Origin of the sequence: Plantactinospora sp. B6F1, assembly GCF_040120695.1 — a bacterium.
Taxonomy (GTDB): domain Bacteria; phylum Actinomycetota; class Actinomycetes; order Mycobacteriales; family Micromonosporaceae; genus Plantactinospora.
Genome location: NZ_JBEEAC010000027.1, coordinates 64,885 through 84,911 on the forward strand (window position 1 = coordinate 64,885; position 20,027 = coordinate 84,911).

General features: G+C 71.7%; 21 protein-coding genes. 10 read left to right on the forward strand and 11 right to left on the reverse strand.

Annotated features, from left to right (window positions below):
- Nucleotides 1-42: 42 nt before the first annotated feature.
- The gene (locus ABNF97_RS26450) at nt 43-981 is read left to right on the forward strand and encodes a golvesin C-terminal-like domain-containing protein (RefSeq protein ID WP_165436739.1); all 939 of its coding nucleotides are present in this window, start codon (nt 43-45) and stop codon (nt 979-981) included.
- 130 nt (nt 982-1,111) lie between these two features.
- On the opposite strand, the gene ABNF97_RS26455 is transcribed toward ABNF97_RS26450, so the two are convergent.
- The 4 genes from ABNF97_RS26455 to ABNF97_RS26470 all read right to left on the reverse strand — a co-directional run bounded on the left by ABNF97_RS26455 (nt 1,112) and on the right by ABNF97_RS26470 (nt 5,912).
- Nucleotides 1,112-2,146, reverse strand: a complete 1,035-nt coding sequence (locus ABNF97_RS26455) for a TRM11 family SAM-dependent methyltransferase (protein ID WP_349340168.1) — start codon at nt 2,144-2,146, stop codon at nt 1,112-1,114.
- 114 nt (nt 2,147-2,260) lie between these two features.
- Nucleotides 2,261-4,135 carry an Hsp70 family protein gene (locus ABNF97_RS26460; protein ID WP_349340169.1) on the reverse strand — a complete coding sequence of 625 codons (1,875 nt, stop codon included), beginning with the start codon at nt 4,133-4,135 and terminating at the stop codon, nt 2,261-2,263.
- A gap of 29 nt (nt 4,136-4,164) precedes the next feature.
- Nucleotides 4,165-5,016: an SAM-dependent methyltransferase gene (locus tag ABNF97_RS26465; protein ID WP_207230541.1), complete on the reverse strand. Its 852-nt coding sequence runs from the start codon at nt 5,014-5,016 to the stop codon at nt 4,165-4,167.
- A 92-nt stretch (nt 5,017-5,108) separates the two neighbouring features.
- Entirely contained in the window at nt 5,109-5,912 is an 804-nt protein-coding gene (locus tag ABNF97_RS26470; protein ID WP_349340170.1) for a hypothetical protein, read from the reverse strand.
- 389 nt (nt 5,913-6,301) lie between these two features.
- Here ABNF97_RS26470 and ABNF97_RS26475 point away from each other — a divergent pair, with 389 nt between their 5' ends.
- The 5 genes from ABNF97_RS26475 (at nt 6,302) to ABNF97_RS26495 (ending at nt 10,771) form a co-directional block, all read left to right on the forward strand.
- A complete protein-coding gene (locus ABNF97_RS26475) occupies nt 6,302-6,763 on the forward strand; it encodes a (2Fe-2S)-binding protein (protein WP_349340179.1) in 462 nt (153 codons plus the stop codon).
- Nucleotides 6,760-7,737 carry an FAD binding domain-containing protein gene (locus ABNF97_RS26480; RefSeq protein ID WP_349340171.1) on the forward strand — a complete coding sequence of 326 codons (978 nt, stop codon included), beginning with the start codon at nt 6,760-6,762 and terminating at the stop codon, nt 7,735-7,737. Before ABNF97_RS26475 ends, ABNF97_RS26480 begins: the two co-directional genes overlap by 4 nt.
- Nucleotides 7,734-9,950 carry a xanthine dehydrogenase family protein molybdopterin-binding subunit gene (locus ABNF97_RS26485; RefSeq protein ID WP_349340172.1) on the forward strand — a complete coding sequence of 739 codons (2,217 nt, stop codon included), beginning with the start codon at nt 7,734-7,736 and terminating at the stop codon, nt 9,948-9,950. The genes ABNF97_RS26480 and ABNF97_RS26485 overlap by 4 nt, the downstream gene beginning before the upstream one ends.
- A 153-nt stretch (nt 9,951-10,103) precedes the next feature.
- Nucleotides 10,104-10,334, forward strand: a complete 231-nt coding sequence (locus ABNF97_RS26490) for an MmcQ/YjbR family DNA-binding protein (RefSeq protein ID WP_349340173.1) — start codon at nt 10,104-10,106, stop codon at nt 10,332-10,334.
- A 53-nt stretch (nt 10,335-10,387) separates the two neighbouring features.
- A complete protein-coding gene (locus ABNF97_RS26495; protein WP_349340174.1) occupies nt 10,388-10,771 on the forward strand; it encodes a VOC family protein in 384 nt (127 codons plus the stop codon).
- Nucleotides 10,772-10,801: 30 nt separating this feature from the next.
- Here the strand turns inward: ABNF97_RS26495 and ABNF97_RS26500 are convergent, their stop codons facing one another.
- Nucleotides 10,802-11,251, reverse strand: a complete 450-nt coding sequence (locus ABNF97_RS26500) for an SRPBCC family protein (protein ID WP_130463288.1) — start codon at nt 11,249-11,251, stop codon at nt 10,802-10,804.
- Nucleotides 11,252-11,323: 72 nt separating this feature from the next.
- Between ABNF97_RS26500 and ABNF97_RS26505 the strand changes: the two genes are divergently transcribed.
- Nucleotides 11,324-12,199, forward strand: coding sequence for a sigma-70 family RNA polymerase sigma factor (locus ABNF97_RS26505; protein ID WP_349340175.1), 876 nt, complete (start codon nt 11,324-11,326; stop codon nt 12,197-12,199).
- Nucleotides 12,200-12,210: 11 nt separating this feature from the next.
- Here the strand turns inward: ABNF97_RS26505 and ABNF97_RS26510 are convergent, their stop codons facing one another.
- Genes ABNF97_RS26510 through fabG form a run of 3 tightly spaced genes read right to left on the reverse strand, consistent with a single transcriptional unit; the run spans nt 12,211 to nt 14,638 of the window.
- A complete protein-coding gene (locus ABNF97_RS26510; RefSeq protein ID WP_130463290.1) occupies nt 12,211-12,681 on the reverse strand; it encodes a MaoC/PaaZ C-terminal domain-containing protein in 471 nt (156 codons plus the stop codon).
- Nucleotides 12,678-13,850, reverse strand: coding sequence for an acyl-CoA dehydrogenase family protein (locus ABNF97_RS26515; RefSeq protein WP_130463291.1), 1,173 nt, complete (start codon nt 13,848-13,850; stop codon nt 12,678-12,680). Before ABNF97_RS26515 ends, ABNF97_RS26510 begins: the two co-directional genes overlap by 4 nt.
- Before the next feature lie 29 nt (nt 13,851-13,879).
- Nucleotides 13,880-14,638 (reverse strand): 3-oxoacyl-ACP reductase FabG, encoded by a 759-nt coding sequence (fabG, locus tag ABNF97_RS26520; RefSeq protein ID WP_130463292.1) that lies wholly within the window; start codon nt 14,636-14,638, stop codon nt 13,880-13,882.
- A gap of 208 nt (nt 14,639-14,846) precedes the next feature.
- On the opposite strand from fabG, the gene ABNF97_RS26525 reads away from it, so the two are divergent.
- Nucleotides 14,847-15,500 (forward strand): TetR/AcrR family transcriptional regulator C-terminal domain-containing protein, encoded by a 654-nt coding sequence (locus tag ABNF97_RS26525; RefSeq protein WP_130463293.1) that lies wholly within the window; start codon nt 14,847-14,849, stop codon nt 15,498-15,500.
- A 409-nt stretch (nt 15,501-15,909) separates the two neighbouring features.
- On the opposite strand, the gene ABNF97_RS26530 is transcribed toward ABNF97_RS26525, so the two are convergent.
- From ABNF97_RS26530 to ABNF97_RS26540, 3 genes are all read right to left on the reverse strand, one after another.
- On the reverse strand, nt 15,910-16,560 hold the full coding sequence (locus tag ABNF97_RS26530) for a DsbA family oxidoreductase (RefSeq protein WP_349340176.1): 651 nt from the start codon (nt 16,558-16,560) through the stop codon (nt 15,910-15,912).
- 17 nt (nt 16,561-16,577) lie between these two features.
- Nucleotides 16,578-16,760: a hypothetical protein gene (locus ABNF97_RS26535; protein ID WP_349340177.1), complete on the reverse strand. Its 183-nt coding sequence runs from the start codon at nt 16,758-16,760 to the stop codon at nt 16,578-16,580.
- A gap of 137 nt (nt 16,761-16,897) precedes the next feature.
- Nucleotides 16,898-17,770, reverse strand: a complete 873-nt coding sequence (locus tag ABNF97_RS26540; RefSeq protein ID WP_130463295.1) for a sigma-70 family RNA polymerase sigma factor — start codon at nt 17,768-17,770, stop codon at nt 16,898-16,900.
- Between the two features lie 153 nt (nt 17,771-17,923).
- Between ABNF97_RS26540 and ABNF97_RS26545 the strand changes: the two genes are divergently transcribed.
- Nucleotides 17,924-18,382, forward strand: a complete 459-nt coding sequence (locus ABNF97_RS26545) for a carboxymuconolactone decarboxylase family protein (protein WP_130463296.1) — start codon at nt 17,924-17,926, stop codon at nt 18,380-18,382.
- Nucleotides 18,383-18,891: 509 nt separating this feature from the next.
- A complete protein-coding gene (locus ABNF97_RS26550) occupies nt 18,892-19,923 on the forward strand; it encodes a glycoside hydrolase family 11 protein (RefSeq protein WP_130463297.1) in 1,032 nt (343 codons plus the stop codon).
- Nucleotides 19,924-20,027: the final 104 nt, after the last annotated feature.

The following is a 20,027-nucleotide window of genomic DNA, read 5'->3' on the forward strand; positions in this document are numbered from 1 at the left end:
AATACCTTCAACTTTCGCCCGCCTGCGCCGAAGGACTCTTCGATGAAGACCGGATACGTACGAAGCCTGGCCAGCCTTGCCGCGGCCGCGCTCGCCGCCCCGATCCTGCTGACGGCCACCCCCGCCAGCGCCGCGACGGTAACCGTCGACAACGCCAGCGCCGACCGCTTCACCGCCAGCGCCAACTGGGGCACCTCCACCTGGTCCGCCGACCGGCAGGGCCCCGACTACCGGTACGCCACCCCCGACACCACCGCCAGCGACGCCGCCTGGTTCAAGGTCGACGTGCCCAGCGCCGGCAGCTACCTGGTCGAGGTCTTCTACCCGGCCGACCCCGGCTACAACAACGCCACCCCGTTCGTCGTCGCCACGACCAGCGGCAACCAGACCGTCCCGGTCAACCAGCGGGTCAACGGCGGCCAGTGGGTCAGCCTCGGCACCTTCTCGCTCGCCGCCGGGGACTACAACGCGGTCGGGGTCAGCCGGTGGACCAGCGGCACCGGATACGTCGTCGCCGACGCGGTCCGGATCACCACCGCCACCGATGGCGGCACCAGCTTCTCGTTGCCGCTGCCCCGGACCGCGCTGCCGCGCAGCGAGTACGACGACCCGCACCACGACTACGCGGCGATCGACCTGCCGGTGCCGACCGGTACGGCCGCGTACGCCGTCCGGGCCGGCACCGTGGTCCGGATCGACGACAGCAGCTGTGGCCGGGGCATCAACCTGACCGGCACCGACGGGGCGATCTACACATACTGCCACTTCTCCGCCTGGTCGGTGTCGACCGGTGCCACCGTCACCGCCGGGCAGCGGATCGGCTCGACCGGCAACACCGGCAACTCGACCGGTCCGCACCTGCACTTCGGCATCCGGACCGGCAGCACCCGCCGCTGCCCGCAGCCCTTCCTGCTCGCCCTCTACGACGGCGTCACCCCGCCCGCCGCCAGCAGCCTGCCCACCAGCGGCTGCAGCTACTGAACCAGGGGGCAAGGGCCCCGGCTCCACAGTTCCCGGTGGAGCCGGGGCCCTTGCCCGACCGGCACACCCCCGCAGGGTCGCGGGCGACCGGCACGTCCCTTCAGCGTTCTGGGGCGACCGGCACATCCCTTCAGCGTTTGCGGGCTACCAGCACGTCCCGGACGATCGCCTGGTCGACCCGGTGGGTGAACTCCAGGTACGGGCCGTCGGCCAGCACCTCCAGGCCGGCATCGGCGAGGATCTCGGCCGCGGTGTCCCGGCGGGCCACCTGGGTGTTCCAGGCGATGCCGAGCGCCCCACCGGGCCGGAGCAGCTCGACCCAGACCGGCACCGCCTCGGCGAGCAGCGCGAGCGGACTCCGGGCCAGCCCTCGGCCGGCGCTGCGGCTACCGTGCTGTACGCCGTACGGGGCGTCGGTCACCAACAGGTCCTGGGTGCCGGGCCGGAAGAACTCGGCACTGCGGACGGTGTCCGCCTGTACCACGTGCAGCCGCTGGGTCAGGCCCGCCCGGTAGGACTCCTTGTCGGCGGCGAGGTCGACCTGCAACCGCCGGGCCACCACCTGCCGGTTGCGGCGTACCGGCCCGAACTCGGCCCGGTGCTTCACCCGCTTGCGTTTCAACCAGGTCTGGATGTACGTCGCGTACGCCTCGAAGTCCGTCCGGTCGTGGTCCACCCCCGCGGCGTCGTACCCGTACATCAGCCCCTGGTTCAGGGTGGTGCCCCGGCCGCAGAGCGGGTCGAGCACCCGGAACTTGCGGTCCAGCATCTGCGGGGCGAAGTCCGAGGCGAGCATCGTCACGTTGAGCAGCAGCTTGGTGAACTGCTCGTTCGTCTTGCCCGGATACTTCGGGATGGTCAGCAGGTCGTCGTCGAACCGGTCCAGCCGGCGCAGCTCGATTGGCCGGAGCAGCCCGTCGACGACCTCGAACAACACGTAGACCGACGACAGGTTGGCCAGGTACGCGACGTCACGCCCGTCGAGCTGGTCGGCGGTGAAGGTGACGTAGCGGACGCCCCCGAACACGGTCTCGGTGATGTCGTGCAGCCGGCCGCCGAGTACGGCCCGGTCGAAGATCGCCAATTCGGCCCGGGTCAGCGTCACCGAGGCGTCCGCGTAGACCCGGTTCGACGACGGGGAGATCAACAATGCGTACTGGCTCATCTGTCCTTCCGGCGGTTCGCACGCTCGACCGGTAGATGGTAGACGGCGGCAAGGCCCGGGACCCGCTCCGGGCGGTGCTGTTCCCCCAGCACCGCCCGGTGGTCGGGCGTGCCGTCAGGCGTGGTCGCGCCAGATCTTCCGCAGCGGCTCGATCCCGGCCGCCGGGTCGAGGTTGAGCACCACGGCACCGAGTCGGTAGGTGTACCGGTCGGTGGGCTCCCAGTAGATGCCGGGCCGGTCGTCGGCGGCCCGGAACTCCACGTACGCCTGCAACGCGCCGCTGCGGGCCAGCTGGGTCACCTCGCCGGAAAGCTCCGCCACCCCGCTGTACCGGTCGATGACGCCCTCGGAGATCTGGGTCCGGTGGTCGTCCGGTGACCCGCCCGGCAGCCCACGGGGCGCACCGGAGTTGTAGAAGTAGCCGATCCAGTCGCCGCCCTGGCAACGCACGACGGCTCGGAACTTCTCGTCGGGCATCGCCAGCCCGGTCTCGTCCCGGTGCCGCGCCGCGTCGTCGAGGCGCTCGCACCCGTCGGCGGCGCTGACGAACCGTCCCGCGAACTCGCGCAGGTCGTCGTCGCCGCCGAAGGCGCGTCCGGGTGCGGCGGCCCGCCACCAGGTCACGCCGCCGACGGCGGCCAGCACCAGCACCGCCGCCGCGGCGGCGACGGCCACCACGACCCGGCGGCGTCGCCGCGGCCCGATCGGGCCGGCACCCCGCGACGGCACGGACGCAGCGGGCGGACCCGGCACCGGCGCGGACGCACCGGGCGACGGTGACACCCGCGCGGACGCACCGGGCGGCGCGGTGGCCCCGGCGGGCATCGGCGCGGGCGCCTCCGGCGGAGTCACCCTGGCGTGCGGCTCCGCCGCCACGGCGGGGCCGGCGACGCCCGGTGGCTCGCCGGTCGTCGTCGCCGGCAGGTGCAACCCACCCTCGGCCACGACGAACTCCGGTTGCTCGATCGCGACCGGCGCCATCCCCGACCGCTGGTGCAGCAACGTCGCCACCAGTGGGATCCGGGTCGATCCGCCGACCAGGAAGACGGCGCAGACCCGCACCTGGTGATCCCGGTGGTAGCCGTCGAGGGTCTCCACGGCCAACCGGACCGCTCGGGTCAGCACCGGTCGGGCCGCCTGTTCGAACTCCTCCCGGGTCACGTGCACGTCGCGGTTGAGGATGGGCAGGTGGACCGAGGCCGTCGGCTGGCGGGAGAGCATCTCCTTGGCCGCCTTGGCGTCGTCCCAGAAGAGCCGGAAGTCGCGGAGGTCCTCCGGTCCGGCCGGAACGGTCAGCCGACGCCAGCGTTCCGGATCGCCCGCCGCCACGGCGGCGCCGATCCGCTCCACCACGATCGCGTCCAGGTCCACCCCGCCGAACGCGTCCAGGCCGCCGGTCGTCACCGTCTCGAAGGAGCGGGGCGTGCGGCGTACGACGCTCACGTCGAAGGTGCCGGCGCCCAGGTCGAAAACCATGATGGCCTGGCCCGGCGCGAGTTGCCGCCCGAGCACCCGGACGAAGTACGCGGCGGCGGCGGACGGCTCGTCCACCAGCCCGATCCGGGGCAGCCCGGCGAGAGCGGCGGCCGAGTGCAGCACCTGCCGGCGGGCCGGCCCCCAGGTCGCCGGGTGGGTGACCGTCACCGTCGCCGGCGCCTGCCCGGCCGCCCGGACCGCCTCGGCGTAGACCCGCCGCAAACCGGCCGCGACCAGCTCGGCGATCGGGTACGCCCGCTCGCCGAGCAGCAACTCACCCGCGTCGACCATCCGCTTCGGGTTTGGTTCGTACCGGGACGGGTCGATCCGCGCGCTGCGCTCCGCGTCCCGCCCCACGAGTATCCGGCCGTCGGGAGTGGCGAAGACCGCGGAGGAGAGCAGCGGCGAGCCGTCGAACACCAGTGGCCGGACCCGGCCGTCCGGCCACCGCAGCATGCCGACGGTGTGTGAGGTCCCGTAGTCGACAGAGAGCGCGAAGCTGAGGGCCGTCACGGCACCGGAGTTTACGAGACGCGGCGGACTCAGGGTCGCCGCAGTACGCCGCCGTACTCGTAGAACCGGGTCTCGTCCGCGCCCTTGCCGAGGTACGGCCGTAGCGCCTCGTCGACCGGCGCCAGTGGCGGCTGGCTCGGGTCCGGGCGCCAGTTCTTGACGTTGACCAGCCCTGGCTCGACCGGCTCGAAGTCGCGGACGAACTCCGCCACCTCGTCGACCATCCGGTTCTTCCAGGTGATGCCCATCTTCTCCACCATCGCGTTGCCGGCGTCCACCCCGGCCCGGTCGGTGCCGGCCAGTTGCGAGTAGCCCAGATAGCTGTCCGGGGCCATCGTCTCGCGCAGCACCGCGAGCAGGTGGTGGATCTTGTCGTCGTCCACGATGGAGTGGGTGACGGAGAGCAGCAGCACCCCGACCGGCCGGGAGAAGTCGAGCATCTCGCGGACGTCGGAGTCGGCGAGGATCTGCTCCGGTTCGGTGACGTCGGCGGCGATCACCCGGGTCGTCTCGTCGTTGGCCAACAGGGCGCGCCCGTGCGCCAGCACGATCGGGTCGACGTCGACGTAGATCACCCGGGCGCCGGGCTGGAACTCCTGCGCCACCTGGTGCACGTTCGCCTGGGTCGGCAGCCCGCTGCCGAGGTCGAGGAACTGCCGGATGCCCAGGTCGCGGGCCATGAACCGGACCACCCGGTAGAGGAAGAGCCGGTTCTCCCGGGTGACGTCCAGGCTGGCCGGGTACTGCGAGTTGACGAACTGGACGGCCGCCCGGTCCGCCGGGAAGTTGTCCTTGCCGCCAAGCGAGTAGTCGTACATCCGGGCCGAGGTCGGGACGTCGATCGGGAAGGCGGGGTAGCCTCCGTCCTGGGGCGCGGTCACGTGATCAGCTCTCCGTACATCTCAAGGGGACGGAGCACCAGAGTAGCGCTCCGTCGACCCTCCCCTGGGAGCGATCCCAGAGGGAGCCGCTCTCAGCGGCCGCAGCCCACCCGGTTCGTCGCCAGGGCGATGTCGTCCAGCCAGAGGTCGAAGTGGTCCGGTGTCGGGCCACCCTGGTAGAGCTGCCAGCCGATCTTCACCGTGTCGGCGCGGGGCAGGACGAAGTCGACCGGGTTGCCGCCGTGCTCGGTGGTGCTCACCGTCATCTCCGGCTGGGCGATCCCGTCGATCCAGACCGCGATCCGGTTGTCGGTGGCGTCCCACTGCCACTCGAAGCACTGCCAGCGGTCCTCCACGGTGGGCGCGGACTCGCGCCAGTTCGTCCAGTCGCCGGTCGGGCCGCCGTCGGCGCCGACGCCCCAGTACGACCCGCCCAGCGGTGGCGCCCACTGGCCGCCGATCGGCCGGACGATCTCGGCGCTGCCCGGACCGGTCGCCTCGACCAGGGTGAAGTGCGCCCAGTCGGGTGCGGTCGGGAAGGCGTCCACCTTCAGCCGCATCCGGCCGTAGAAGCTGTTGCCCGGTGCGGCGAAGTCGTCGACCTTGAGAAAGGCCCGGCCGTTCCCCTCGGTGTGCACCCGCAGCACCTTGTCGCGCCGGTGCCGCTCGACCGTCAGCATCCCGTCCTTGGTGTCGATGCCCCAGGCCAGCGAGGCGGCGCCGCCGGTGGGCAGCCGCTCGAAGTCCTCGCAGAACAGCAGCTTACGGGGACCGCAGCCGGCGGGCCCGCCACCGTGCCCGGACGGGCCGCCGCCGGCCTGCGCGGCGCCGCCGCCGGCCATCACCGCGACGGTGGCGAGGAGGATCAGGGGGAACCGTTTCGTCAGCCGGACCATGGCGCAAGAGCATGACAGATATCGATGAATGGCGCCACCCGCCCCAACCGACACGCGTTGCCAGCGATCCATCGACATTGAAGATCTTCTTTGGTTTACTGGAGGGCCCCGGCCGCGCTCCGGTGCCCACCGCACCGCGCACACCCGCGCCCCACGCCGGCCGGCGGCACGTCCGGAGGTGTGTCATGAGCAGTGGGTCCGGATCGGACTCGCCCCCCGTCGACGCCCCACCCTGCGGGGTGTCCCGGCGCGGGATGTTGCACCGGACGGCGGTCGCGTCCGCCGGGCTGGCCGTCGGCGCGACGGCCGGGCCCGCGATCGGCGCCGGGCTGGCCGAGCCGGCCGGGGCGGCGCCGGCACCCGAGCCGGCCGGCGCGGCAACCGTCGAGATCACCCTGGTGGTCAACGGACGCACCGAGCGGCTGCGGCTCGACGCCCGGGTCACCCTGCTGGACGCGCTACGCGAGCGGCTCGGGCTGACCGGCTCCAAGAAGGGCTGCGACCGGGGGCAGTGCGGCGCCTGCACGGTGCACGTCGACGACCGCCGGGTGCTCTCCTGCCTGACCCTGGCCGCCACCACCGCGGGCCGCCGCGTCAGCACCGTGGAAGGGCTGGCCGACGGCGACCGGCTGCACCCGGTGCAGCAGGCGTTCATCGACTGCGACGCCTTCCAGTGTGGGTTCTGCACCTCCGGACAGATCATGTCGGCGGTGGCGCTGCTCGACGAGGGGCACGCCGGCTCGGACGAGGAGATCCGCGAGCACATGTCCGGCAACATCTGCCGCTGCGGGGCGTACGAGAACATCGTGGCCGCCGTCCGCACGGCCCGGCGCGGCGGGGCCGGACGATGAGGCCCTTCGGCTACACCAGCGCGCATAGCGTGGCGCAGGCGCTGGCCGGCGGCGGCGCCGGCACGGCCTACCTGGCCGGCGGCACCACCCTGGTGGACCTGATGAAGCTGGAGGTGATGACCCCGCGCCAGGTGGTGGAGATCAACCGCCTGCCGCTGCGCGGTGTCCACGTCGACCGGGACGGGCTGCACGTCGGTGCGCTGGAACGGATGAGCGAGGTCGCCGAACACCCGCTGGTGACCGGCGGATATCCGATGCTCGCCCAGGCCCTGCTGCGCAGCGCCTCGCCACAACTGCGCAACATGGCGAGCATCGGCGGCAACCTGCTGCAACGGGTCCGCTGCGGCTACTTCCGGGACACCGGCACCGGCTGCAACAAGCGCCGGCCCGGCTCCGGCTGCCCGGCGATCGGGGGTGAGAACCGAGGCCATGCCATCCTCGGCACCAGCGACTCCTGCGTCGCCACCCACCCCAGCGACCTGGCGGTAGCCCTGGTGGCGCTGGACGCGCGGGTCCGGCTGGTCGGCCGGGGCGGTACCCGGGACGTCCGGCTCGCCGACTTCTACCTGCTGCCCGGGGACACCCCGGACCGGGAGCACGACCTGCGGCCGGGCGAACTTGTCACCCGGGTCACCGTGCCGCCGCTGCCCTGGGCCAGGCGGTCGGGATACCTGAAGATCCGGGACCGGCAGTCGTACGAGTTCGCCCTCGCCTCGGCGGCGGTGGCGCTGGACCTGCGCGACGGCGTGGTCCGGGACGTACGGGTGGCGGTCGGCGGGGTCGGCACCCGGCCCTGGCGCCTGCCTGCGGTGGAGGACGCGCTACGCGGCGGAGCGGCCCGGCCGGAGGTGTTCGAGGCGGCCGCCGAGCTGGCGGTCCAGGGCGCCCGGCCCCTGGCGCACAACCGGTTCAAGATGACGCTGGTCCGGCGCACCATCGTGCGCGCCCTGACGAACCTGGTGGAGTCGCTATGAGCGGCGCGGCACGAACGGTCTCGGTCAACCGGGTCGACGGCCGGCTCAAGGTCACCGGCGGCGCGCGATACGCCGCCGACCAGCCGGTCGAGCGGCTCGCACACGGCTACCTGCTCCTCAGTACGGTCGCCCGGGGCACCATTCGGGCGATGGACGTGGCCGCCGCCGAAGCCTCCCCCGGCGTACTGGCGGTCTACACCCCGTTCCACCCGCTGCCGCTGGTCGGCACCGGCACGCCGTTCAGCGTCGGGCACAGTTGGCTGCCGTTGCAGGACGCCGAGCTGCGCTGGCACGGCCAGGCGATCGGGCTGGTGGTGGCGGAGACGTTCGAGCAGGCCCGGGACGCCGCCGCACTGGTCACCGCCGACTACGAGGTACGGCCGGCGGCCATCTCCTTCGCCGATGGCATCGCCGGGGCCACCGACCCGGGCCCGATCACGGGGGAGCCGGCCCGGCTGGAGTTCCTGGCCGACGGGGTCGGTTCGATCGACGAGGCGCTGGCGGCCAGCGAGGTGACCATCTCCGGCACCTACCAGCAGCCGGGCAAGCACCACAGCGCGATGGAGCCGCACTCCTGCGTCGCCGTCTGGCAGGACGGGGCGCTCACCCTGCACACCGGCACCCAGAGCGCGTCGCTGACCGTCGGCGCGATGGCGGCGGCGCTCGGCGTCGAGGCCGCCCGGGTCCGGGTGGTCAGCCCGCACGTCGGCGGCGGCTTCGGCAACAAGATCGCGACGTGGGCACATCCGCTGCTCGCCGCGGCCGCCGCGCGCACGCTGGGCCGGCCGGTCAAGGTCGTGCTGACCCGGGAGCAGACCTTCACGATCACCGGAAACCGCTCCGCCGTACGCCAGACGGTGCGCCTGGGCGCCCGCCGGGACGGCACCCTGGTCGCGCTCAAGCACCAGGTCTGGGCCAGCCAGTCCGCCTCCGGCGGCATCTTCGAGGGCTCGGCGCACGCCACCTCGCGCTATCTCTACAAGACGGAGAACCTGCACCTGGACCAGAAGATCGTCACGCTGGACGTGCCGCCGCCGACCTGGATGCGGGCGCCCGGCCAGGAGTCCGGCTCGTTCGCCGTGGAGACCGCGCTCGACGAACTCGCCGCCGAACTGCGGATGGACCCGGTCGAGCTGCGGCTGCGCAACTACGCCACGGTCTACCCGGGCCGGAACGTGCCGTGGTCCAGCAAGCACCTGGACGAGTGCTACCGGGTCGGCGCCCGGCGATTCGGCTGGGCCCGCCGCAACCCGACACCCGGAGCCGTCGTACGCGGCGAGTGGCTGGTCGGGATGGGGATGGCCACCGCCAACTATCCCGGCGAGCGGTTCCCGGCCTCGGTGACGGTCCGGTTCCAGCCCGACGGGGACGTCTCGGTGGCCAGCGCCACCGCCGACCTGGGCACCGGAATGTGGACCGTGCTGGCCGTGCTCGGCGCTGAGGCGCTCGGCCTGCCGGTCTCCCGGATCCGCAGCGACCTCGGCGACTCCAGCCTCGCCGCCAACATCGGCTCGTTCGGCTCGGCCTCCACCGCGAGTACCGGCCCGGCGGTGGCCGCCGCCGCGGAGGCCGCGACGAACGCGCTGATCACGCTCGCCGTGACCGACGAGCGGTCGCCCCTGCACGGCTTGCCCGCCGCCGACGTCCGGTACGACCGGGGTGATCTCGTCGCCCCGGACCGGCGGATCGGCTTCCCGGAGCTGTTGCGCGCGGTCGGATCGCCGGGCGTCGAGGCGACCGGCAGCGCGGGCCCGGGCCCGGAGCACCGTCAGCACGCCTTCACCTCGTTCGCCGCGCACTTCTGCGAGGTGCGGGTCAACCGGTGGACCGGCGAGCCCCGGCTGCACCGGATGACCACGGTGGTCGACGGTGGCAGGATCATCAACGCCAAGACCGCCCGCAGCCAGATCATCGGCGGGGTCATCTTCGGCATCGGCCACGCACTGCTGGAGGGCGCCGTCGTCGAGCCGGAGACGGGCCGGATCGCCAACGCCAACTTCGCCGACTACCTGCTGCCGGTGAACGCCGACATCCCGCCGATCGACGTGCACTTCCTGGACCACCCGGATCTGTTGTTCAACCCGCTCGGCGCGCGCGGGATCGGCGAACTCGGCACCGTCGGGGTCGCCGCCGCGATCGGCAACGCCGTCTACAACGCCACCGGGCGGCGGATCCGGGAGCTGCCGATCACGCTGGACAAGCTCCTCGACTGAGGTCGGCACCTCCGACCGGGACGGCGGCGGGCGCGACCAGCCGGCCGCCCGGTCGCCGCGCCATCCGTCACCTCGACCGCGAGGAGCAGGTACGGCCAGGCCGTCTGCCAAGATGGGACCGTCACACCCGACCGATGCACAGGGGGACGCCGGGTGACCTGGGCGGAGATGCTCGCTTACTGCCTTGCCAAGCCGGGCGCCTGGCAGGGCGAGCCGTGGGAGGGCGACGTGGTGGTCAAGGTCGGGCCGAGGATCTTCGCCTTTCTCGGCCAGGAGTCGCGGTCGAGCGTCGGCGTCAAGTGCGGCCCGAACCGGAAGGCGGTCGACGCCTCCCATTCCGCGATCGTCGCCAGGCTGCCGAAACGCGACCGCCCGACGGCCTGACAGCCCGCCGGACGCCACCCGGATCCTGCGGGGGTATCCACGGAAGGAGTCGAATGACCAAGCCCGCCATCACCGCCGGAGTCAACATCGCCATGAAGATCCCCAAGGCGCAGTACGAGGCCACGGTGGACTTCTACCGCGACACCCTTGGCTTCGAGGTCAAAGAGGAGGATGCCTCCTCCGCGCCGACCGTTTCGAGGACCCATTCGGTGCGGTTCGGTCCCAACATCCTCTGGCTCGACTGTGTCGACAACTACAGTCAGCCCGATCTGTGGCTGCAACTCCACACCGACGATCTGGACGCGGCGACAGGCAGGCTGGCCGACATCGGCATTCAGCCGTGTGACGAGGTGGAACCGCTGGAGAACCCCGGCTCCAGAACCCACTGGATCAAGAATCCGGCCGGTATCGTGCATCTGCTCGCGGAGTCCGACTGATTCCGGTCACCCATTTCCGACGGGCCTGGGTTACCGCACGCGACCGCCTTCGAGCAGGTCCTTGAGATTCTGGAAACTCCGGGGTGACGCCCTGCGGTACTGCCGCCGCACGAGTGGAAGAATCGGGACACCGACCCCGTGCCCCTCGAATTCGAGGGCGAAGGTGACCCGCGACCGGGCGCCGCCGTCGACCGGTTCGATCGTGATGCTGGCGTGGGCCCTGATCGGGCCGTCGATGCCGCGCGAGGCCCAGTGGTGCGGGAAGTCGCTCTCGGTGACCTCCTGAATCTGCCCGCGCTCCGCGCCCGCGATGTGACGGATCGTCGTGAACCGCGTCCCGACGCCGATCGGACCTTCCTGGTCCAGGTGCACACTGAGCACGTCCCGCTGCCATTCCGGGAATCGCGAGGGATCGGTCGCGTAGCCGAACACCGCGTCCGGTGGCCGCTCGATCTCGATCGTGGACAGGATTGCCGCCACAACGCCTCCTCGTTACCTTGGCTCGGTCTCGTCCGTCGGTGCTATGACGGCTGGCGGAGCGGAAAGGTAACCATGGACGATCAACGGCTGGCGGAGCGGTTCGAGGCGCATCGCGGTCATCTTCGCGCGGTGGCGTACCGGATGCTCGGCTCGCGGAGCGAGGCGGACGACGCCGTGCAGGAGGCCTGGCTCCGCCTCGCCCGCTCGGACGGGAGGGACGTCGAGAACCTCGGTGCCTGGTTGACCAGGGTGGTGGGGCGAGTGTGCCTGGACATGCTGCGCGCTCGTCGGGCGCGCCGGGAGGAACCGCTGGAGGCGTACGGGTCCGATCCGCTACCGGTCGACGAGGACGTACCCGACCCTGAGCGCACGGCGTTGCTGGCCGACTCGGTCGGCGTCGCGCTGCTCGTGGTGCTCGACACGCTGGCACCGGCCGAACGGATCGCGTTCGTGCTGCACGACATGTTCGCCGTACCGTTCGACGAGATCGCCACGATTCTCGGCCGCTCCTCGGGCGCGGCCAAGATGCTCGCCAGCCGGGCGCGTCGCCGGGTCCAGACGGCTCAGGTGCCCGACCCCGACTTCGCCCGCCAGCGCGAGATCGTCGAGGCGTTCCTCGCCGCGGCCCGCGGTGGTGACCTCGACACGCTGCTCTCGGTGCTCGACCCGGACGTCACGGCGAGGGCGGACGCCGGGTTGGTGCCCGAGGGGGCGGCGCAGCAGGTCCACGGCGCCCGGGACGTCGCGCGGCAGGCGCTCACCTTCACGCACCGCACTCCGCTCGCCCGGGTGGCCCGGGTCGGCGGGCAGGCGGCCATCGCCGTGGTCCCGAACGGGCGCCTCGCTATCGCGATGCTCTTCGCGGTGCGGGACGGACGGATCCGGACGATCGACATCCTCGGCGACCCCGCCCGACTGCGGGCACTGGAGGTCGTGATCCTGGAGTGATCCCCGGTGTTTCAACCCGGTGGTTCCTCGCTGTAGAGCCGGGTGACGGTCTCGGCGACGCAGCACGGCTTGCCGGCCCGTTCCGGTTCGACGGTGACCCGGGTGAGCACCTGCACCGCGCCGTCCGACACCGGCGCGACCTCGAGCAGCTCCGCGCCGACCCGGACCGCCTCACCGGTGCGCAGCGGCGCCGGGAACCGCACCCGGTTCAGCCCGTAGTTGATCGCCAGCCGGATCCCCTCGACCCGGTAGAGGTCGCGCACCAGCACCGGCAGCAGGGACAGCGTGAGAAAGCCGTGTGCGACCGTCGTCCCGTACGGGCCGGCGGCCGCGCGCTCCGGGTCGACGTGGATCCACTGGTGGTCACCGGTGGCGTCGGCGAACGCGTTCACCCGGTCCTGCTCGATCCGATGCCACGGGCCGGGGCCGAGCCGCTCGCCGACCGCCCCGGCGAGCTCGGTGAGCGAGGCGAACGTTCTCATTCCAGGTGGCCTCCGAGCTTCGTGTAACCGCGGAGCAGGTCCCGCGAGATGATCAGTCGTTGCATCTCGTCCGTGCCCTCGAAGATGCGCAGCAGCCGGACCTGTCGGTACCAGCGCTCGATCGGCAGTTCCCGGGTGTAACCCATGCCGCCGTGGATCTGCAGCACCCGGTCGACCACCCGGTTGACCATGCCCGCGCCGTAGAGCTTCGCCATCGAGGTGGCGTGCCGGGCGTCGTGTCCGGTGTCGACCGTCCAGGCGGCCCGGAGCACCAGCCAGCGGGCCGCCTCCAGCTCGGTCTCCGAGTCCGCGATCATCCACCCGATCGCCTGGTTGGCGCCGATCGGCCGGCCGAAGGTCTGCCGGGTGTTGGCGTACTCGATGGCCATCCCCAGGGCGCGTTCGGCGATGCCGAGGGCGTGCGACGGGATCAGGTATCGCCCCTTGCCGATCCAGCGCATGCCGAGGGCGAAGCCCTGGCCCAGCTCGCCGAGGACGTTGCGGTGCGGCACGCGTACGTCGTCGAAGACCAGCGACGCCGGTCCGCCCTCCCCCATCGTCTGGATGGGTTCGGACTTCCAGCCCATCGCCCGGTCGACCAGGAACGCGGTCGCTCCGCCGTCGTGCACCCCGCGATCCGGGTCGGTCACCGCGACGACGATGGCGAAGTCCGCCTCGTTGCCGTTGGTGATGAAGGTCTTCTCGCCGCTCAGCACCCAGTCGTCGCCGTCGCGCCTGGCCCGCAACCGGATGTTGGCCACGTCCGAGCCGGCCCCCGGCTCGGTGATGGCGAAGCAGGAGATCCGGTCACCCTGGATGGTGGGGATCAGGAACTCCTCCCGCTGGGCGGCGTCGGCCTCGAAGAGGATGTTGTCCGCCTCGCCCCCGAACCGGAACGGTACGAAGCTGCGTCCGGTCTCCGTCCAGATCAGCGACTGGGTGACGGCGGGCAGGGCCATCCCGCCGTACTCCTCGGGGGTGTCCAGGCCCCAGAAGCCGAACGCCTTCGCCTTGAGCTGGAGTTCCCGCAGCTCGTCGCGGCGCAGCCCGGGCTGGTGGGCCCGTTCCCGGCGCAGCACCTCCGACTCCAGCGGCATCACCTCGTTGCGGATGAAGGCCCGGGCGGTGTCCCGGATCGCCCGCTCCTCCTCACCGAGCGAGAAGTCCACGGTGTCGTCCTTCCGTCGGATCGGTGGGGTTAGTTCGCACCGCCGTTGACGTAGAGCGTCTGGCCGCTGACGTAGGAGGCGTCGTCGCTGGCCAGGAACGCGATCACCGCCGCGACCTCCTCGGGCTGGCCGACCCGGCGCAGCGGCGTCTGCTCGGCGAAGTACTTCTGGTGCTCGGCCGGGGTGGCGCCGACCCGCTCGGCGGTGGCCGCGGTCATCGCCGTGGCGATGTAGCCGGGGGCCACGGCGTTGACGTTGATGTTGAACGGGCCGAGTTCGATCGCGAGGGTGGCGGTGAGCCCCTGCACCCCGGCCTTGGCCGCCGCGTAGTTGACCTGGCCCCGGTTGCCGAGCGCGGAGCGGCTGCTCAGGTTGACGATCCTGCCGTACTTCGCCGGCACCATGTGCCGCTGTGCCGCCTGGCAGCAGTGGAACATGCTGGTCAGGTTGGTGGTGATCACCGCCTCCCAGTCGTCGGCCGGCATCTTGAACAGCAGGTTGTCCCGGGTGATCCCGGCGTTGTTCACCAGCACGTCGAGCCGGCCGTACGCCGCGACGACCTCGTCGAAGGTGGCCGACACCGCCGCGCTGTCGGTGACGTCGCAGCCGTACCCGCTGGCCTTCCCGCCGGCCTGGACGATCTCGTCGGCGGTCTGCCGCGCCCGGTCGGCGGCCAGGTCCAGGACGGCCACGGCGGCTCCCTCGGCGGCGAGCCGCCGGGCGGTGGCCGCACCGATCCCCTGGGCCGCCCCGGTGACGACGGCGACCCGGTCGGCGAATCTGCCCACGTTGCACTCCTCGCTGGGTGGATGCGGGTGACCTGGGAGGACTTCCGCGCGGGACGGGGCTCCCGGATCCCTGGGCCGGCGGGTGTCCCGGCCGTTGCCCGTTAAACTATCGCTGGAAGTTTTTCCCCGCCACCCCCGATCGGCGCGGGAGGCACACGAGTCCGGTCCGGCGGCGGATCGCGGCCACCGAGGAGGAGGACGACCGAGCATGCCCCGCCCCCGCCAGGCCCTGTTGAGCCGGCAGCGGATCGTCGACGCCGCAGCCGCGATCATCGACGCCGAGGGACTGGACGCGCTCTCCACCCGCCGACTCGCCACCACACTCGGGGTACGCGGTCCGTCACTCTACAACCACTTCGCGACCAAGGACGAGATCCTCGACGCGGTCGCCGACACCATCACGGCGAAGGTGGACGTCTCCTACTTCGCCACCCACGACTGGCGGGACGCCCTGCGGCTGTGGGGTCACTCCTACCGACGGGCGCTGGCCGCACACAGCAACATCGTGCCGTACCTGGCCCAGGGGCCGGGGCGGCGGCCGGCGGCGTTGGCCATGGCGGACGCCGTCTACGGCGGGCTGGTCAAGGCCGGTTGGCCACCGGCCCGGGCCACCCATATCGGCGCGCTGATGCGCTACTTCGTGACCGGTTCGGCGCTCGGGTCGTTCGCCCGGGGCTTCGTCGGGGATCCGCAGCTCTACACCGCCCGCTATCCACACCTCGGCCAGGCGCACCGGCTCGCCGAGCATCAGCGCAGCGTCGACGAGGGTGCGTTCGCGCTCGGCCTGGATGCCCTGATCGACGGGCTGGCCCGGACCTACGAGCGGATCGTCGGCCCGCTGCCACCGCCGCCGGCGCGCTGACCGGCCACCCTTCTCGGCGGTCTTCCCAGGCGGGCCAGACGCGCCAGCGACGGCGTCCGGACGGCTCCGCGGCGGCTTCTCGGCGGGGCGCGGCGGCAGCGGCTCCCGGCGGGTGCGGCGGTCAGCGGCGGCTCTCGGCGGTGGCAGCGGCTGCCGGCGGTGGCAGCGGCTCTCGGCGGCGGCTCCCGGCGGGTGCGGCGGTCAGCGGCGGCGCATGGCGTACCAAGCCGCGCCGGCCACCACGGCAGCAAGCGGCACCAGGCAGCAGACGAGGGTCAGTAGAAGATGCCACGGCTTGAGAGCGCCCATGCCCGGTGACCCTAACCGACGGGCACCGTGCCGCTCCGGCCGGCCACCGCCGGCCGGATCCGATCCGATCCGCGGACGGTCGGGTCAGCGGACGGTCGGGTCAGCGGCTGCCGGCCGCCGAGCCCTGGTGGGCGGTACGCAGCGCGGAGAGGAACGCCTCGACCGGCTGGGCGCCGGAGATGCCGTACCTGCGGTCGAGCACGAAGAACGGCACGCCGCTGGCACCGAACGCCCGGGCCTGCGCGATGTCGGCCTCGACGTCCTTGGCGTACTCGTCGCCGGCCAGCACCCGACGGGCCGCCTCGGCCGGTACCCCGACCTCGGTGGCGAGCCGGACCAGGGTCTCGGCGTCGTCGACGTTCTCCCCCTCGACCAGGTTCGCCCGCATCAGCCGCTCGTGCAGCTCGGTGCCGAGCCCGTACGGCCGGGCCAGGTGGGTCAGGCGGTGTGCGTCGAAGGTGTTGGCCATGATCGACCGGTCGAGGTGGTAGTCCAGTCCCTCCTCGGCGGCGAGCGAGGTCACGTGCTCCTGCATCGCGGCGACCTGGGCCGGCGAGGCGCCGAGCTTGGCCCGCAGGGCCTCCGGCACCGGCTGGGGCTTCCCCTTCGGGTACGACGGGTCGAGCTGGAAGCTTCGCCAGACGACCTCGACCTCGTCGGCGTGCGCGAACTGCCCGAGTGCCGTCTCCAGCCGTCGCTTCCCTAGGTAGCACCACGGGCAGACGATGTCGGACCACACTTCGAGTTGCACTGATCTTCTCCTCGGTTCTACCGGCAGGTTCCGTCCGCGCACACCGGGGCGTCCTCGTCGGCGGTGAGCATCACCAGACCCGGTACCGCCGGAAGCGGCGCCGGGTCTGTCGGCTCGTCACCTGGTTCGTCCGGTCCGGCGGGCGGTCGAGCGGCCGACCCGGCTGCCGCCAACTCCGCCTCCGGCCTGGTCAGACTCATCACGGCTCCCCTGTTGATCCCTGTTGGTAACCTACGCGCTCACCGAGCCCGGCCGCACCCGGCTGTGTTCAGGGCGACCCTCGACGGGGTGAGCCCGCGCGCACCGCGACGACATCCCCGCCGCCCGAGGGCTCGGGTCAGTCGCCCACCATCGCGATGTCGAGTTCGCGCAACTGCTCCGGGTCGGCGACCGCGTCCAGCGCGATGATCCGACCGTTGCCGACGACGAAGCTGATGGCGATCCGGACCCGCCCGCCGGCCACCACCACCGCACCCGGCGCGCCGTCGATGACGGCGGTCCGCGCGCCCTGGGCCCGGCCGGCGAAGAAGCCGGCGACCTGCTCCGCGCCGCGCAGTTCGGCGCGGCCGCCCAGCCGGGCGGCGACGCGGTCGGCCCGGATCACCACGTCCGGGTCGAGCAGGGCGAGCAGCGTGCTGACCTCGCCGCCGCGCGCGGCGGTGAGGAAGGCATCCACGATCTCGCGCTGGCGCGGCAGGTCCGCCTCCGGAGTGGCGGCCTCCGCCTGGATCCGGCGACGGGCCCGGCTGGCGAGCTGCCGGGCCGCGGCCGGGCTGCGCCCGACGATCGGGGCGATCTCGTCGTAGGAGACCGCGAAGAGGTCGTGCAGGACGAAGGCCAGCCGCTCGGCCGGGGTGAGGGTCTCCAGCACCACCAGCAGGGCCAGCCCGACCGAGTCGGCCAGCATCGCCTCGCGCTCCGGATCGGCCTGTTCGCCGGTCGCGACGGGTTCGACGGTACGGGCATCGAGCGGTTCCTCGCGGCGGGAGCCGCGCGACCGGAGCATGTCCAGGCAGATCCGGCCGACCACCGTGGTCAACCAGGCGCCGAGGTTGTCGACTCCGGTGGTGTCGGTCCGGCTCAGCCGTAGCCACGCCTCCTGGACCGCGTCGTCCGCCTCGGTCGACGACCCGAGCATCCGGTACGCCACGGCGCGCAACTGGGCCCGGTTCCGCTCGAACCGCTCGGCCAGCAGGTCCTTGTCACTCACGGTAGAGCCCTCACTTCGTCGTCCTTGTCCAAATTGTGAGCTATGCCACTTTTGTCACAGCATCGTCACCGGGATCGTCACTACAGCGACGGACGAGGACGGGCCGGCGTGACAACGACACCGCCCGAACTCAAGATCGCAAGGGAGACAGTCATGCAGGCACGGATCAACAACCCCGCCGCGCTCCTGCCGGAGGCGGTCAAGGCGGTCAACCTGCTCTACAAGGAGATCCACTCCGTCGGACTGCCGGCGTCCACGCTGGAACTCGTACACCTGCGGACCAGCCAGATCAACGGGTGCGGTGCGTGCGTGGACAGCGGCGCCCGGGCCGCGAAGAAGAACGGCGAGACCGACGAGCGACTCTTCGCGGTGGCGGCCTGGCGGGAGACGCCGTACTTCACCGACGCCGAGCGCGCGGCGTTGGCGCTCGCCGAGTCGGCCACCCGGCTGGCCGACCGGGCCGACGGCGTGCCGGACGAGATCTGGGCGGACGCGGCCAAGCACTTCGACGAACGGGAGTTGGCGGCCCTCGTACTCTGGATCGCCACCACCAACCTCTTCAACCGGATCAACGTCACCACCCGGCAGCCGGCCCCGCAGAACTGGGGCTGACCGCGCAATCGTCGATCCTGACCAGCATTCGCGGGTGGCGGCCGGGCCGCCACCCGCGAGGTCCTTTCCGAGCCCTTCCCGGCCCCCGTCCGACCCCCGAGATGGTCCGGAAGTTCTCCGTAACTTTCGGTCACGTCCCTCCGGATCTCGGGTACCCAGCGGTCATTCCGGCCGACGAGCCGCCGTCCCGACCGGTCAGTCAATACACTGACCTGCGGAAACAACCTCGGAGCGAATCGCTACCAGCAGACGGTTTCCGCAATATTTCCGGGAAGCGTTGACATGTGACCGGAACCCGACGAATACTGTCGCCATCGGCAGACCTCCACCACTGTCGATGGCTTACCACCACGTTCCGCTCCTCCGGTTGTCGACCGCGCGACGACCGGCCCACCACCACCGCGCCGTACGACGCTGGCGCCCGGTGCCCGTTACCGGGGGCTGACAGCCCTGCCGGGTCGTACCGCGCCGCTGGCCCCCGCCAGCCACCACGAGGAGGAAGCAGCTAGATGAACGACACGCACCACACCCCCACCAGATCGAGAAAACGCAGCATACGGCTGCTCTTCGGTGCAGCCTGCGCCGTGGTGCTGGCGGTCAGCGGCACCGCGCTGGCCCCCAACGCCTACGCCGAGGCTGACCGGCAAGTCTGCTCGAACACCACCGGCTCGCACAACGGGTTCTACTTCTCGTTCTGGAAGGACAGTGGCGACGCCTGCATGGTGTTGCGCGAGAACGGCCGGTACTCCAGCTCGTGGAGTAGGAGCACCAACAACTGGGTCGGCGGCAAGGGCTGGTCCAGCGGTAGCCGGCGGACGGTCAGCTACTCGGGCACCTACAACCCGGGCAACAACAACACCTACCTCGCCCTGTACGGATGGACGCGGAACCCGCTCATCGAGTACTACGTCGTGGAGAACTTCGGCAGCTACAACCCGAGCAGCGGCGCCACCCGGATGGGCACGGTGACCACCGACGGTGGCACCTACGACATCCTGCGCAGCCAGCGGGTCAACCAGCCGTCGATCGACGGCACCGCGACGTTCTACCAGTTCTGGAGCGTCCGCCAGCAGAAGCGCAGCAGCGGCACGATCACCTTCGGCAACCACATGGACGCCTGGGCGCGCGCCGGCCTGAACCTCGGTAGCAGCTGGGCCTACCAGGTCATGGCGACCGAGGGCTACCAGAGCCAGGGAAGCTCCGACATCACCGTCCGGGAAGGCGGCGGCGGGAACCCTGGCCCCGGCCCCACCACCGGCCCGACCAACCCGCCCGGTGGCAGCTGCAACGTCAGCGTGAGCCGTGCCGAGGAGTGGAACGACCGGTTCAACACGACCTTCTCGGTCAGCGGCACCAACAACTGGGTCGTCACCATCCGCACCAACGGCGGCCAGAGCCTGCAGAACAGCTGGAATGCCTCGATCAGCGGCAGCAGTGGCACGCTCACCGCCCGCCCGAACGGCAACGGCAACAACTTCGGGATCACGCTCTACAAGAACGGTAACAACACCACACCCACCGCGAGCTGCTCGACCGGCTAACCCTGGGTGGGGTGGGATGCGGTGCCGACAGTGTCTCGCGGCGCGGACTGACCCGAACACCTGAAGCATCGCCCCAGTGGCGGGGGGGGGGGGCGGCGCGGGCG